Below are 14230 nucleotides of genomic sequence, written 5' to 3' on the forward strand. Positions count from 1 at the left end.
ATGGCGGGCGACAGCAAGACGGCACTCCTCGCGGGCGCGGCCAGCGCCGCCGGCTCCGAGCGCGGGATTCCCGCGCATGTCGCCATCATCATGGACGGCAACGGGCGCTGGGCCGCCCGCCGCGGGCTGCCGCGGGCGGAGGGACACCGCCGGGGCGTCGAGGCGGTGCGCCGGGCGGTGCGCGCGGCCATCGACCTCGGCGTGCAATACCTCACGGTCTACAGCTTCTCCTCGGAGAACTGGCGCCGGCCCGCCGCCGAGGTCGCAGACCTGATGGGGCTGCTCAAGCTCTTCGTGCGCCGCGACCTCGCCGACCTGCACGCCAACGGCGTGCGGGTGCGCATCATCGGCGAGCGGCGGGGACTCGCCGACGACATCGCCGCCCTCTTGCGCGAGGCCGAGGAACGCACCGCGCAGAACACGCGGCTCACCCTCGTGGTCGCGTTCAATTACGGCGGGCGCCAGGAGATCGTCCGCGCCGTGCAGGCGCTGGCCCGGGCGGTGCAGGAGGGGCGCCTCGCCCCCGAGGCCATCGACCTCGCCGCGGTGGGCACCGCCCTCGACACCCACGACATCCCCGATCCGGACCTCGTGATCCGCACCTCGGGCGAGCAGCGGGTGTCGAACTTCCTCACCTGGCAGACCGCCTACTCGGAATTCGTGTTCATCCCCGACCTGTGGCCGGACTTCGATCACGCCGCCTTCGCGGCGGCGGTCGGCGAGTACCGGAGCCGCGAGCGCCGCTTCGGCGGGCTCAGCGTGCAGGTCAGCTGATGGCGCCGCGCGGGGACGCCCCCGTCTCCGCCCCACCCGGGCGGCATGCCCCGCCGGAGCGGCGCCGGCCCTGGCCGGCGAGCGAACTCGGGATGCGGGCGGTGTCCGGCGTGGTGCTGGGCCTGCTCGTCCTGGCGGCGACCCTCACCGGCGGTTGGCTCTTCGCGCTGATCTGGCTCGCGGCCGGGCTCGCGGTGGTGGGCGAGTGGCTCGCCATCACCCGCACGGGGCCGCACCGGCTCCTCCTCGCGCTCGCCGGGCTGGTGCTGGCGGGCCTCGTCGCGGGGGCGCGCCTCGCCTATCCGGTGCTGCCGCTCCTGGGCCTCGGCCTCGGCGGCGCAATCCTGCTGGCGCTCCTGGCCCGGCCCCGGGCGGGGCGGCTCTGGGCTCCCTTGAGCCTCGGCTGCGCGGCGGTGGTCGCCCTGGTGCCGGTGCTGCTGCGGGACGATCCCCGCATCGGGCTCGCCGGCCCGCTCTGGCTGTTCGGCGTGGTCTGGACCACCGACATCGCCGCCTACTTCACCGGACGCACCCTCGGCGGCCCCAAGCTGTGGCCGGCGGTGAGCCCGAAGAAGACGTGGTCGGGCTTCGGCGGGGGCCTCCTCGGCGCGACCCTCGTCGGCGGCGCCGTGGCGGCGGGCGCCACGCATCTCGGTGCGGCGCAGAGCCTGCCGGTGGGCCCCGCCCTCCTCCTCTCCGCCCTCGGCTCCGTGCTGAGTCAGGGCGGCGACCTCGCCGAATCCGCCCTCAAGCGGGCCTACGGCGCGAAGGATTCGGGCCGCCTGATCCCCGGCCACGGCGGGGTGATGGACCGCCTCGACGGCTTCTTCGCCGCCGCCCTGCTCGCCGGGCTCCTGCTCGCCGCCGGGTTCTGAGCGCCTGGTCGGCGGCTCTCGGCAGCCCCCACATAATCCTCGTATCGAGCGCTTCGCGCAGGCAGGCGCCGCCGGTTTGGCGGGCCCCGCCGGCCGTCGCCCCGGCTGATCCGGGCCCGAGCGGGCGGCCGGGGGGCAATCCCGGCCGCCGCGCCCGTCACGCCGCCTGGATCTCGGCGAGGAACCGGTCCACCTCCTGCTTCACCGTGAGCGACTGGGTGGCGAGTTCGGCCGCCGCGGACAGGACCTGCCCGGCGGCGCTGCCGGTCTCGCCCGCGGAACTCAGCACGCGGGCCACGTTCGCCGAGACATCCACCGTGCCGCGGGCCGCCTCGCTGGCGTTGCGGGAGATCTCGTTCGTCGCCGCCGTCTGCTGCGCCACCGTCTCGGCGATCGCCCCGGTGATCTCGTTGACGGAGACGATGGTGCCGCCGATCTGCCGGATCGCCGCGGTCGCCTGACCCGTCGCCGCCTGGATCGCGGCGATCTGGCCGGCGATCTCGTCGGTGGCCTTGGCGGTCTGGGTGGCGAGTTCCTTGACCTCGGCCGCCACCACGGCGAAGCCCCGGCCCGCCTCGCCGGCCCGGGCCGCCTCGATCGTCGCGTTGAGCGCCAGCAGGTTCGTCTGGCCGGCGATCGAGGAGATCATCGTCACCGCCGTGCCGATGCGCTCCGCCGCCTCGCCGAGGCTGGTCATCGCCGCGTCGGTGGCCGCGGCCTCGCCCGCCGCCGTGTTCGCGACCTCGTTCGAGCGCACCACCTGCCGCTCGATCTCGCGGAGGGACGAGACCATCTCCTCGGCGGCCGTGGCGACGGTGCGGACATTGGCCGCCGTCTCCGCCGCGGCGGCGCTCGAGGCGGCGGCCTGATGGCTGGTGGTATCGGCCACGCTCGTCATCGACCGGGCGGTGGCGTCGAGCTCGGTCGCCGCCGAGGTGACGATGTCGAGGGAGCGGGCGACGGTCTGCTGGAAGCCGCGCACCAGCTGGTCGACCCGGTCCGCCCGGCGCTGGCGGGCGGATTGCTGCTCGGCCTGCGCGGCTTCGAGGGCGATGCGCGCGAGGGCGTTCTGACGGAAGACCTCGACCGCCCGGGCCATCCGGCCGATCTCGTCGGTGGCCTCCTGCGACGGCACTTCGACCGCGGTGTCGCCCTCCGCCAGCCGGCGCATCGCGGCCGTCATGCCGGAGACCGGGCCGATGATGCTGCGCGCGATCAGCATCGCGAAGGCCGCCCCGAGGAGGACGGCCGCGGCGATCATGGCGATCTGGACTGAGCGGGCGAAGGACACCACCGACGCCGTCTGCTCCGCGAGGCCCGCGGCGGCCTGCCGGCTCTTGCCGATGGCCTCCCGCGCCCCGGCCGAGATGGCGGCCGTCCGCGGCTTGATGCCGGTCTCGTACACGCCGCCGGCTTCGGCCAGCGCGCCGGTCGTCGCCTGGAAGGCCGCCACATAGGTGCCGAGCGCCTCCTCCACCGCCTTGATCGGCTCGGCGAACCGCCGCTCCGGATCGCGGGCGCGCAGGCTGCGCAGGGCGAGCTTGGCCTTGCCGGAATGGATCGCGAAGGTGGACGGCCCCTTGGCATCGAGCGTGGCGAGGTAGCGCCAGTTCGCCACGCGGGTCAGGAGCACCGCGGCTTCGACGAGCGCGCCCTGGGCGATCTGCGCCTCCTCGCCGTGCGCCCGGATCTCGCCGAGGAGCCCGTCGGTCGCCCGGGTGAGGTCGTCCCCGCCCTTGAACAGCAGCGCCCGCTCCGAGAGGATGGAGGCCCCGGCCGCCGCGAGGCGCTTCAGATCGCCTTCGAGCGCCCGGGCCTCGTCCCGCATGCGCTGGTAGATCGGCCGCCCCTCGGCCAGATTGGTCTCGACGAGCATCGTCTCGGCGATCGCCTCGGTGGCGCGGCGGACCTCCTCCATTTCGGCGACCGTCTCGGGGCTCCAGGTGCTCCGGTAGATCTCGGACAGGCCGGCGAGGCGGCTCGCCTGCCGGTCGGCATCCGCGACGATCGCCGCGCGGCGGTCGAATCCCGCCCGCTGCTCGAACTGCGCGGTGATGGAGGCCTGCTGGGTCAGCGCGAACCCGCCCAGACCCGCGGCGAGGAGAACCAAGCCACCGAAGCCGGCGTAGAGGCGAGCGCGAATTCCGATTCTCATCATGGCGTGTCCGTGGCTAGCACGGCCCGGCATGACACAGCACGACACCTAACATATCGTTAGTTCGCGAGGGTTATTTCGGTGATAAACTGAAACGACAGCCGGTCGTGCCGCCCTCACGGCCATCGAAGCCTTTCGGATGCTGCGGAAGGAGCGTGAAAAGACCTGCGTGATCGTGCCCAGAACTGAGGCGCGGTGCCCGTTCCGCAGGCAGGGCATGCCGGGCGGGTGGGCGCTCGCGCCGGGGCCGGACGGATTGCCCATCGCCCCCCGGCTTGGATATGGCTGGGCACGAACAACGAGGATTCTCGACTTTGACGTGCACCGTCACCGTGCTCGGAGCCACCGGCTCCATCGGGCGCTCCACCGCCGACCTCCTCGAGCAGCACCGCGACCGCTTCCGGGTGGCGGCCGTCGCCGGGGGCAGGGACGCCGCGGCGCTGGCCCGCGTCGCGCGCGAACTCGGCGCCGAATTCGCGGCGATCGCCGATCCGGATGGCGGTCCGGCTTTGCGGGACGCGCTCGCGGGCAGCGGCATCGCCTGCGGGGCCGGACCCGGGGCGGTGATCGAGGCGGCCAGCCGGGAGGCGGATCTCGTCGTCGCGGCGGTGAGCGGGGCGGCGGGCCTCGCCCCCACCCACGCGGCGATCCGCCTCGGGCGCACGGTGGCGCTCGCCAACAAGGAGAGCCTCGTCTGCGCGGGCGACGCCTTCATGCGCGACGCCGAGCGCCACGGCGCCCGCATCCTGCCGATGGATTCCGAGCACAACGCCCTCGCCCAGGCCATCGGCGAGGGCCGCATCGACGACATCACCCGCATGACCATCACGGCCTCGGGCGGGCCGTTCCGCACCGCGCCGCGCGAGCGGATCGCGGCGGCGAGCGCGGCCGAGGCCGCCGCGCATCCGACCTGGTCGATGGGGATGAAGATCAACATCGATTCGGCGACCCTGATGAACAAGGGCCTCGAACTGATCGAGGCGCATCACCTCTTCGCCATCGATGCGGGCCGGCTCGACGTGGTGGTGCATCCGCAATCCATCGTCCACGGCCTCGTCACCTGGCGCGACGGGGCGGTGACGGCCGGGCTCGCCATGCCGGACATGCGGGTGCCGATCGCCCATTGCCTCGGCATCGGCGAGCGGCTCAGCGTCGCGCGCGGCCGCCCGGTCGATCTCGCCGCCACCGGCAGCCTCACCTTCGAGCGGCCGGACGAGGAGCGCTTCCCCTGCCTGCGCATCGCCAAGGCGGCGCTGGCGGCGGGCGGTGCGCAGCCGACCGTGATGAACGCGGCGAACGAGATCGCGGTCGCCGCCTTCATCGCCGGGCGGATCGGCTTCTACGACATCGCCGCCCTGGTCGAGCGGGCCTGCGAGGCCTTCGCGCCCCGCTTCCCCGACGCCCCCGCCGATGTCGAGGAGGCGCTCGCCATGGACGACGAGGTGCGGCGCTGGAGCACCCGGGCGCTCGCCGCCTGAGGCCGGAGCGACCTGAGGCCAGAGTTAACCGAACCTGACCGCGGGACGGATGGCCCCACCTCCGCGCCCTGTCATCGGGCGCGGGCCCGCGCTATGACTGTCGGATGGCGTCCTGCGGCCGGACCGCGGCGCCCGAGAGGAACCGGCTTTCGCCGGACGAGACCGCGCATGACCTTTCTCAGCACCCTGACCGAGACGACCGGCAGTCTGCTCTATATCGTGCCGTCGTTCCTGTTCGTGCTGACCGTGGTGGTCTTCATCCACGAACTCGGCCACTTCCTGGTCGGCCGCTGGTGCGGCGTCGGGGTGACGAGCTTCTCGATCGGCTTCGGGCCCGAACTCGCCGGTTTCACCGACCGGCACGGCACCCGCTGGAAGCTCTCGGCCATCCCCCTCGGCGGCTACGTGAAATTCGTCGGCGACCAGAACGGCGCCAGCGTGCCGGATCCCGACAGCATCGCGCGGATGAGCGCGGCCGAGCGCGCGGTGAGCTTCCACACCCAGAACGTCTGGAAGCGCATCGCCATCGTGGCGGCCGGACCCATCGCCAACTTCCTCCTCGCCATCGCGGTCTTCGCGGGCTCGATCTACGCGGTCGGGCGCCACGAGGTGGCCCCGCGCGTCTCCGGCGTGCAGGCGGGCAGCGCCGCCGAGCGGGCCGGCTTCCAGGTCGGCGACGTGGTGCAGGCCATCAACGGCAGGGCGGTGACGAACTTCGCCGACATGCAGCGCATCGTCTCGGGGAGCGGGGGCGAGCGCCTGGTCATCCGGGTCGACCGCGGCGGCGCGCCGGCGACGATCGAGGCCGTGCCCGATACGGTGCAGGAGAAGACGCCCTTCGGCACCCATCGCCTGGGCCGCCTCGGCATCCAGGGCCCGCGCGACGCCGCCGACGTGAAGCTCGTGCGCTACGACGCCCTCGATTCCCTGCGCATCGGCACCGCCGAGACCTATTACGTGGTCGAGCGCACCTTCGACTACATCGGCAAGCTCGTCACCGGCCGCGAATCCGCCGACCAGCTCTCCGGCCCGATGGGCATCGCCCGCGTCTCGGGGCAGGCCGCCAAGGTCGGCGGCCTCGCCGCCGTGGTCGGCCTGATCGCGGTGCTCTCGGTGTCGATCGGATTGATCAACCTGTTCCCGGTGCCGCTCCTCGATGGCGGCCATCTGATGTTCTACGCGATCGAGATCCTGCGCGGGCGGCCGCTCAGCGAGCGCGCTCAGGAGATCGGCTTCCGCATCGGCCTCGCCCTCGTGCTGATGCTGATGCTGTTCGCCACCTGGAACGACATCGTGCAGATCGGCGCCTCCTGGACCCGCGGGACCTGAATCCCGCCCGCCGGATACAGTCAATTCGAGCGATCGGGTTCAGCCTTCCCGAACGGGTCCGGACATAAAACCGTCCGGATCCGCTGCATTCTCTTGCCGGAATCCCGATCTGGGCCTGCGCACGATCGTGCTCCTTCAGGGCTTGCTCACCCTGCCCTGTGAAAAGCCTGGGCGGAGCCCGTGACAGGAAGGCCACGTCCCCCCAAAATCCCCACCTGCCGCGAGCTTGGCGTTTGCTTCGTGGGGGATTCTCAGTAGAAGCGGGCGAGGACCAGATGGTCGCCGCCCCCTCTCGCGAGGGTCTCGGAGACCCGCGGGTGCGAACCCGGACCGATAATAATGAGACGGGCCTATTGATGATGTCGATGACAGGGAAGCGCGCGCGCGTGTCGGCCACTGGCGCCATCGTGGTGGCTGCCGGCCTGGTCGCGGGTAGCGCCCAGGCGCAGCAGGTCGTCGTGCAGGGCAACAGCCGCGTCGATGCCGACACGGTTCGGTCCTACGTGACGGGCGTCTCGCCCGAGGAGGCCCGGCGCAACCTGATCGCCAGCGGCATGTTCTCGGACGTGCGCGTCGCGCAGAGCGGCGGCCGCACGGTCGTGACGGTGCGCGAGAACAACACGATCAACCGCGTCGTCTTCGAGGGGAACAAGAAGGTCGAGAAGTCCACCCTCGAGAGCATCGTCGAGGCGAAGTCCCGGGCCGGCTTCAACCCGACCCTCATCCAGTCCGACGTCGAGCGGATCCGCGAGGTCTATCGCCGCTCCGGCCGCGGTCTCGCCAAGGTGACGTACCGCACGGTCGACCTGCCCAACGGCAGCGTCGACGTGATCTACGTCATCGATGAGGGCGACAAGACCGGCATCAAGGAGATCCACTTCGTCGGCAACGAGGCCTATTCCGAGAGCCGGCTCCGGGATCTGATGAGCTCGACGGAGATGAATCTCCTCAGCTTCATCAAGACCTCGGACGTCTACGATCCCGACCGGATCGCCAACGACCTCGACCTCGTGCGCCGCTACTACCTGAAGAACGGCTATGCCGACTTCCGGATCGTGTCCGCGGATGCGCGCTTCGACGAGGGCGCGGGCGGCTGGATCATCACCGTCACGGTCGAGGAAGGCCGCCAGTACCGCGTCGGCGCGGTGGCGGTGGATTCGCGGCTCGGCGGCGTCGACGGCGGCACCCTGCGCGGCGAGATCCGCACCGAGGTCGGCGACGTCTACAACGCCGAGGACGTGGAGAAGACGCTGACGGGCGTGACCACCGAGGTCGCCCGCCGCGGCTATCCCTTCGCGCAGGTGCGCCCGACCGGCGAGCGCGACCGCGCCTCCGGCACCGTGTCGCTCGGCTTCATCGTCGAGGACGGCCCGCGCGTCTACATCGAGCGCGTCAACGTCCGCGGCAACACCCGCACCCGCGACTACGTGGTGCGGCGCGAGCTCGATTTCTCCGAGGGCGACGCCTACAACCGCGTCCTCGTCGACCGGGCCGAGCGGCGCCTGAACGGCCTCGGCTTCTTCAAGAAGGTCCGCTTCTCGAACGAGCCCGGCTCCGCCCCCGACCGCGTCGTCGTCAACATCGACGTCGAGGATCAACCCACCGGCTCCTTCTCGGTAGCGGGCGGCTACTCGACGGCCGACGGCGTCATCGGCGAGGTCTCGGTCTCCGAGTCGAACTTCCTCGGCCGCGGCCAGTACGTGCGCCTCGGCGTCTCGGCGGGCCAGTACACCCGCGGCGTCGACTTCTCCTTCACCGAGCCCTACTTCCTCGGCTACCGGCTGGCGGCGGGCTTCGACGTCTTCAGCAAGTACAGCGACCTGACCCGCTACTCGCGCTACGTGACCGACGTGACCGGCGGCCAGCTCCGCCTCGGTCTGCCGATCACCGAGGAGTTCGGCCTGACGCTGCGCTACTCGATCTACAACACCGACCTGAAGATCCCGAACACCCTCAAGCGGCCCTACAACGACTGCTCGGTGCCGATCCCGGGCTACACCGAGACTTGGCCGGCCGGCACGGTCATCGGTGGGCAGAATGTCAGCGGCCTCGCCAAGTATCCGAACTGCGCCTATGACGGCGAGGCATCGATCGCGCTCAAGGAATCGGTCGGCTCGACGCTGACGTCGCTCGCCGGCGTCACCCTCGCCTACTCGACCCTCGACAACCTGCAGCTGCCCCGCAACGGCTTCTACGGCGAGCTGAAGCCCGAATTCGCCGGTCTCGGCGGCGACTCGAAGTTCTTCCGCGTCACCGGCGAGGCCCGCTACTACAAGGAGCTGTGGGAGGACGTCGTCGGCTTCGTGAAGGTCCAGGGCGGCCACATCATGCCGACCGAGGGCAACAGCCTGCGGATCACCGACCAGTTCTTCCTCGGCCCGTCGCTGGTGCGCGGCTTCGCCCCGAACGGCATCGGCCCGCGCGACGTCGGTTCGCAGGATTCCCGCTCGAACGCGCTCGGCGGCACCACCTATGTGGGCGGTACGGTCGAGGTGCAGTTCCCGATCTGGGGCCTGCCGCGCGACATCGGCCTGAAGGGCGCCGTCTTCGCCGATGCCGGCACGCTGTTCGGCTACAAGTCCAAGCGCGCCTTCGACGTGAACGGCGACAGCATCATCAACGGCTTCGGTCCCGGCGGCTGCAGCTTCAACACCTTCACGGTCGGCGTCGAGCCGGAATGCGTGAACGTGCGCGACAAGCCGACGATCCGCTCCTCGGTCGGCGCCTCGATCCTCTGGAACTCGCCGCTCGGTCCGATCCGGTTCGACTACGCCTACGCGCTCAGCCGCGACGAGGGCACCAAGGTCTTCGCCACGGACGGCACCTATCTGGGCAAGGTCGGCAAGGATCAGACCCAGGCCTTCCGCTTCTCGGGCGGCTCGCGCTTCTGACGGCGCGACCCTCGCGGGATCTTCAAGGCCGGCTCCTCACGGAGCCGGCTTTTTTCGTTTGTCCCCTCCCCCACGAGCGGTTAGGTCGGGCGCCCATCCAGGCGGCGGCGGGCTCGTCCCGGCCCGCCGCAGGTCCCGCGAGCGCCGAGCATGTCCGACCCGGTCTTCTTCCCCTCCGCCGGCCCGATCGCCCTGAGCGAGGTCGCGACCCTCGCGGGCGCGACCCTGCCCGAGGGCGCCGATCCGGACCTCGCGATCCGCGGCACCGCGCCCCTGGAGAGCGCGGGCCCGGAGGATCTCGCCTACATGGACAACGCGAAATACGCCGAGGCCCTCGGGCAGTCGCGGGCCCGGGCCTGCCTCGTCTCCCCGCGCTTCGCCGCCCGGGTGCCGGAGGGCACGCTCGCCCTCGTCACGCCCCAGCCCTACCGGGGCTTCGCCAAGGTGCTGGCCCGCCTTGTCCCGAGCGCCGCGCGCCCGGCCTCCCTGTTCGGGGCGACCGGGGTCTCGCCGGGCTCCTTCGTGCATCCGGAGGCCCGCCTGGAGCCGGGCGTGGTGGTCGATCCCGGCGTGGTGATCGGGCCGGGGGCCGAGATCGGCACCGGGACCGTGCTGGCGGCGGGCGCGGTGATCGGCCCGGGCACGCGGATCGGGCGGCACTGCGCGGTCGGCCCCGGCGCCTCGCTGCTGCACGCGCTGATCGGCAACCGGGTCATCATCCATGGCGGCGCGCGGATCGGCCAGGACGGCTTCGGCTTCGCCATGGGGGCGGGCGGGCACCTCAAGGTGCCGCAGGTCGGCCGGGTGATCATCCAGGACGATGTCGAGATCGGCGCCAACACCACCATCGACCGGGGCGCCAGTCGCGACACCATCGTCGGCGAGGGCACCAAGATCGACAATCTCGTGCAGATCGCCCACAACGTCGTCATCGGGCGCCACTGCGTGATCGTCGCGCAGGTCGGCATCTCCGGCTCGACCACGCTCGAGGATTACGTGGTGCTGGGCGGGCAGGTCGGCGTCGTCGGCCACCTGCGCATCGGCATGGGTGCGCAGATCGCGGGCTCCAGCAACATCAACAAGGACGTGCCCCCGGGCGCCCGCTGGGGCGGCACCCCGGCCAAGCCCGTCCGCGAGTGGTTCCGCGAGATGACCACCCTCAAGCGGATCGCCGCCCGCGAGCGCGGCGCGGAAGAGACGGCCGAGTAGCCACCGCCGCCGTGCTGCCGCAAATCCCTTGCATCGGCCCCCCGTCTCGCCAAAGACGAGATGACGACCGGTCCCTGCGCCGGCCGGCGACACCCTCTGCCCCTCCGGGCCGTGCATGGAGCCTGACGCGATGACCGAAACGCCCACCGAACTGGGCACGGCCGACATCATGCGGGTGATGGAGCTTCTGCCCCATCGCTATCCGTTCCTGCTGGTCGACCGCATCACCGCGATCAACGGCGACGAGAGCTGCATCGGCATCAAGAACGTCACCATCAACGAGCCGCAATTCACCGGGCATTTCCCGGCCATGCCGGTCTTCCCCGGCGTGCTGCTCGTCGAGGGCATGGCCCAGACCGCGGGCGCGATCTGCTGCGCCCACCGGCTCTCGCAGGACACCAAGCCGAACCGCGTCTACCTGATGACCATCGACAAGGTGAAGTTCCGCAAGCCGGTCGTGCCGGGCGACACCGTCGAGTATCACATGAAGAAGATGAGCAACCGTCGCTTCATGTGGTGGTTCCGCGGCGAGGCCAAGGTCAACGGGGCGCTGGTGGCGGAAGCCGAGATCGGCGCCATGCTGGTGACCGAATGACGACGCCGGCGGACCCGGCCGAGACCCGGATCCATCCGAGCGCGGTGGTCGAGGACGGCGCCGTGCTGGGCGCGGGCGTGCGGATCGGGCCGTTCTGTCACGTCGGGCCGGAGGCGAGCCTCGGCGACGGCGTCGAACTCGTCAGCCACGCGGTGGTGGCGGGCCGCACCCGCATCGGCGCGCGCACCCGGATCTTTCCCTTCGCTTCGATCGGCCATCCGCCGCAGGACCTCAAGTATCGCGGCGAGCCCTCGACCCTGGTGATCGGCGCGGATTGCCTGATCCGCGAGGGCGTGACCATGAACCCGGGCACCGCGGGCGGCGGCCTGGAGACGGTGGTCGGCGACCGCTGCGCCTTCCTGGCCAACAGCCATGTTGGGCACGATTGCCGCATCGGCAACAACGTCGTGTTCTCGAACAACGTGATGCTGGCGGGCCATTGCAGCGTCGGCGACTACGCGATCCTGGGCGGTGGCGCGGCCGTGATCCAGTTCGCCCGGGTCGGCGCGCACGCCTTCGTGGGCGGCCTCTCGGGGCTGGAGAACGACCTCATTCCCTACGGCATGGCGCTCGGCAACCGGGCCTACCTGTCGGGGCTCAACATCATCGGCCTGCAGCGCCGCGGCTTCTCGCGCGAGGACATCCACGCCCTGCGCCGGGCCTACCGGCTGCTCTTCGCCCAGGAGGGCACCTTGATGGAGCGCGTCGAGGACGTGGCGGCGGAATTCGAGACGCATCCCATCGTCCAGGAAATCCTCGCCTTCATCCGCCAGGGCGGCAAGCGCTCGGTCTGCACGCCGCGCGAGACGCCCGGACCGGCCTGAGGTCAGCGCGATGGCCGGCGGCACCGTGGCGATCGTGGCCGGGGCGGGACGTCTCCCGCTCCTCGTCGCGGCGGCCCTCGAAGCGGCGGGGCGCCCCTTCCGCATCCTGGCGATCCGCGGCTTCGCGGATCCGGCCACGCGGCGGCGCGCCCACGCCACCGTGGACCTCCTCGACGTGCGCGGGGCGCTGGCGCGGCTCGATGCGTGGCATCCCTCCGGGGTGACGCTGGCCGGCGCGGTAGCCCGGCCGAGCCCGGCGGCCCTCCTCAACACGCTCGCGGCCCTGCGCAACCGCGACGAGCTGCGCTCCCTCGCGCAGGGAGGGGACGACCACCTGCTGCGCGGCGTGCTGGCGCTGCTCGAAGAGCACGGCCATCACATCCTCGGCGTGCACGAACTCGCCCCCGACCTGATGGCGAAGACCGGCCTCCTCGGTTCCCGCCGCCCGGACGCGGCGGCCGAGGCCTCGATCGCCGCCGGGCGGGCGCTGCTCGCCAGCCTCGCGGTCCACGATGTCGGGCAGGCGGCCGTGGCGGCGAACCGGCGCGTGCTGGCGATCGAGGGCCCGGAGGGCACCGACCGCATGCTGGCCCGAGCGCGCGGCCTCGCCCGGCGGCCCCTCGGCCTCGGGCGCCCGCCCGCCGGCCTCGTGCTCGTGAAGCTCGCCAAGACCGGGCAGGACCTGCGGGTGGACCTGCCGGCGGTGGGCCCGCGCACCGTGCGGGCCGCGGCGGCGGCGGGCTGCGCCGGGATCGCGGTCGGGGCGGGCGACACCCTGATCCTCGACGCGCCCGAGACCGCCGCCCTCGCCGACCGGCTCGGCCTCTTCCTCCTCGGCCTGGAGGCCGCCGCGTGACCGAATCCCGATGGCCCGGCGGCACTCCGCTCAGCATCTGGCTCGTGGCCGGCGAGGAATCCGGCGACCAGCTCGGCGCCAAGCTGATCCGCTCCCTGCGCGGCGCCCATTCCGGGCCGCTCACGCTCGCCGGGGTCGGCGGCGACGCCATGGCGGCGGCGGGCCTGCCCTCGCTGTTTCCTCTCGAGGACGTGGCGGTGATGGGCTACCTCGCGGTGGCGGCCCGCCTGCGGCTGCTGATGCGGCGCATCCGCGAGACCGTGCAGGCCTGCGTGGCGGCCCGGCCCGACGTGCTGGTGATCATCGACAGTCCCGGCTTCACCCACGCGGTGGCGAGCCGGGTGCGCAAGCGCCTGCCCGGCCTGCCCGTCGTCGACTACGTGAGCCCGAGCGTCTGGGCGTGGCGGCCGTGGCGGGCGAAGAGCATGCGGGCCTATATCGACCACGTGCTGGCGCTCTTGCCCTTCGAGCCGGAGGCGCATCGCCGCCTCGGCGGCCCCGCCTGCACCTATGTGGGCCACCCGCTGATCGAGCGCCTCGCCGAGCTGCGCCCGGATGCCGGGGAGGCGCGGCTGCGCGAGGCGGAGGAGCCGGCGCTCGCCGTACTGCCGGGCTCGCGCCGCTCGGAGATCGAGCGGCTGATGCCGGTCTTCGGGGCGACGCTCGGGCGGTTGCGGGCGGAGGGCGCCCGCTTCACCGTGGAACTGCCGGCGGTGACGCGCCACCGGGCGCTGATCGGGCAGCTCGCCGCCGCGTGGCCGGTCCCGGTGCGCCTCGTCGAGGGCGAGGCGGACAAGCTCGCGACCTTCCGCCGGGCAAGGGCGGCGCTCGCCGCCTCCGGCACGGTGACGCTCGAACTCGCGCTCGCGGGCGTGCCGATGGTGGTGGCCTATCAGGTGCCGAAGATCGAGGAGGTGATCGTCCGCCGCCTGATCCAGGTGCCGACGATCGTGCTGCCGAACCTGATCCTGGGCGAGAACGCGATTCCCGAACTCATCCAGGCCGATTGCCGGCCGGACCGCCTCGCCGCCGCCCTCGGCCCGCTCGTCGCGGGCGGTGCGGCCCGGGAGGCGCAGGACCGGGCGCTGCGGCGGCTCGACGCCGCCATGCGGCTGCCGGACGGGGACGACCCGAGCCGCAGCGCCGCGCGCATCGTGCTGGCGGCCGCCCGCCGGGACGAGGCCGTCTTGCGCATGGATGGCGGCCCACGGGCCGCCGGCGCGAAGGGCTGAGGCTCGGGAGAC

General features: G+C 72.3%; 11 protein-coding genes. 10 read left to right on the forward strand and 1 reads right to left on the reverse strand.

Annotation, left to right across the window (positions count from 1 at the left end):
- Entirely contained in the window at window positions 1–774 is a 774-nt protein-coding gene (locus tag ACE101_RS08170; RefSeq protein ID WP_379127746.1) for an isoprenyl transferase, read from the forward strand.
- Window positions 774–1649 carry a phosphatidate cytidylyltransferase gene (locus ACE101_RS08175; RefSeq protein WP_379127749.1) on the forward strand — a complete coding sequence of 292 codons (876 nt, stop codon included), beginning with the start codon at window positions 774–776 and terminating at the stop codon, window positions 1647–1649. The genes ACE101_RS08170 and ACE101_RS08175 overlap by 1 nt, the downstream gene beginning before the upstream one ends.
- A 157-nt stretch (window positions 1650–1806) precedes the next feature.
- Here ACE101_RS08175 and ACE101_RS08180 read toward each other — a convergent pair whose 3' ends face one another.
- On the reverse strand, window positions 1807–3804 hold the full coding sequence (locus tag ACE101_RS08180; RefSeq protein ID WP_379127752.1) for a methyl-accepting chemotaxis protein: 1998 nt from the start codon (window positions 3802–3804) through the stop codon (window positions 1807–1809).
- Window positions 3805–4118: 314 nt separating this feature from the next.
- Between ACE101_RS08180 and dxr the strand changes: the two genes are divergently transcribed.
- From dxr to lpxB, 8 genes are all read left to right on the forward strand, one after another.
- On the forward strand, window positions 4119–5282 hold the full coding sequence (dxr, locus tag ACE101_RS08185) for a 1-deoxy-D-xylulose-5-phosphate reductoisomerase (protein WP_379127755.1): 1164 nt from the start codon (window positions 4119–4121) through the stop codon (window positions 5280–5282).
- Window positions 5283–5450: 168 nt separating this feature from the next.
- Window positions 5451–6611: an RIP metalloprotease RseP gene (rseP, locus tag ACE101_RS08190; RefSeq protein WP_379127757.1), complete on the forward strand. Its 1161-nt coding sequence runs from the start codon at window positions 5451–5453 to the stop codon at window positions 6609–6611.
- 356 nt (window positions 6612–6967) lie between these two features.
- Window positions 6968–9502, forward strand: a complete 2535-nt coding sequence (gene bamA, locus ACE101_RS08195) for an outer membrane protein assembly factor BamA (RefSeq protein ID WP_379127760.1) — start codon at window positions 6968–6970, stop codon at window positions 9500–9502.
- 150 nt (window positions 9503–9652) lie between these two features.
- Window positions 9653–10711: a UDP-3-O-(3-hydroxymyristoyl)glucosamine N-acyltransferase gene (lpxD, locus tag ACE101_RS08200; RefSeq protein WP_379127763.1), complete on the forward strand. Its 1059-nt coding sequence runs from the start codon at window positions 9653–9655 to the stop codon at window positions 10709–10711.
- 130 nt (window positions 10712–10841) lie between these two features.
- Entirely contained in the window at window positions 10842–11306 is a 465-nt protein-coding gene (gene fabZ, locus ACE101_RS08205; RefSeq protein WP_379127766.1) for a 3-hydroxyacyl-ACP dehydratase FabZ, read from the forward strand.
- The gene (lpxA, locus tag ACE101_RS08210) at window positions 11303–12130 is read left to right on the forward strand and encodes an acyl-ACP--UDP-N-acetylglucosamine O-acyltransferase (protein WP_379127768.1); all 828 of its coding nucleotides are present in this window, start codon (window positions 11303–11305) and stop codon (window positions 12128–12130) included. The genes fabZ and lpxA overlap by 4 nt, the downstream gene beginning before the upstream one ends.
- Before the next feature lie 10 nt (window positions 12131–12140).
- The gene (locus ACE101_RS08215) at window positions 12141–12986 is read left to right on the forward strand and encodes an LpxI family protein (protein ID WP_379127770.1); all 846 of its coding nucleotides are present in this window, start codon (window positions 12141–12143) and stop codon (window positions 12984–12986) included.
- A complete protein-coding gene (gene lpxB / locus ACE101_RS08220) occupies window positions 12983–14218 on the forward strand; it encodes a lipid-A-disaccharide synthase (protein ID WP_379127773.1) in 1236 nt (411 codons plus the stop codon). The genes ACE101_RS08215 and lpxB overlap by 4 nt, the downstream gene beginning before the upstream one ends.
- Window positions 14219–14230 lie beyond the last annotated feature (12 nt).

This window comes from Methylobacterium carpenticola (genome assembly GCF_042748905.1).
In the GTDB taxonomy this organism is placed as follows: domain Bacteria; phylum Pseudomonadota; class Alphaproteobacteria; order Rhizobiales; family Beijerinckiaceae; genus Methylobacterium; species Methylobacterium carpenticola.

Bases quoted from the DNA above. Each gene is read 5' to 3' on its own strand.
- bamA (WP_379127760.1), top strand. From the start codon at position 6,968: ATGATGTCGATGACAGGGAAGCGCGCGCGCGTGTCGGCCACTGGCGCC.
- lpxD (WP_379127763.1), top strand. From the start codon at position 9,653: ATGTCCGACCCGGTCTTCTTCCCCTCCGCCGGCCCGATCGCCCTGAGC.
- rseP (WP_379127757.1), top strand. From the start codon at position 5,451: ATGACCTTTCTCAGCACCCTGACCGAGACGACCGGCAGTCTGCTCTAT.
- lpxA (WP_379127768.1), top strand. From the start codon at position 11,303: ATGACGACGCCGGCGGACCCGGCCGAGACCCGGATCCATCCGAGCGCG.
- fabZ (WP_379127766.1), top strand. From the start codon at position 10,842: ATGACCGAAACGCCCACCGAACTGGGCACGGCCGACATCATGCGGGTG.
- ACE101_RS08170 (WP_379127746.1), top strand. From the start codon at position 1: ATGGCGGGCGACAGCAAGACGGCACTCCTCGCGGGCGCGGCCAGCGCC.
- ACE101_RS08180 (WP_379127752.1), bottom strand. From the start codon at position 3,804: ATGAGAATCGGAATTCGCGCTCGCCTCTACGCCGGCTTCGGTGGCTTG.
- ACE101_RS08215 (WP_379127770.1), top strand. From the start codon at position 12,141: ATGGCCGGCGGCACCGTGGCGATCGTGGCCGGGGCGGGACGTCTCCCG.
- ACE101_RS08175 (WP_379127749.1), top strand. From the start codon at position 774: ATGGCGCCGCGCGGGGACGCCCCCGTCTCCGCCCCACCCGGGCGGCAT.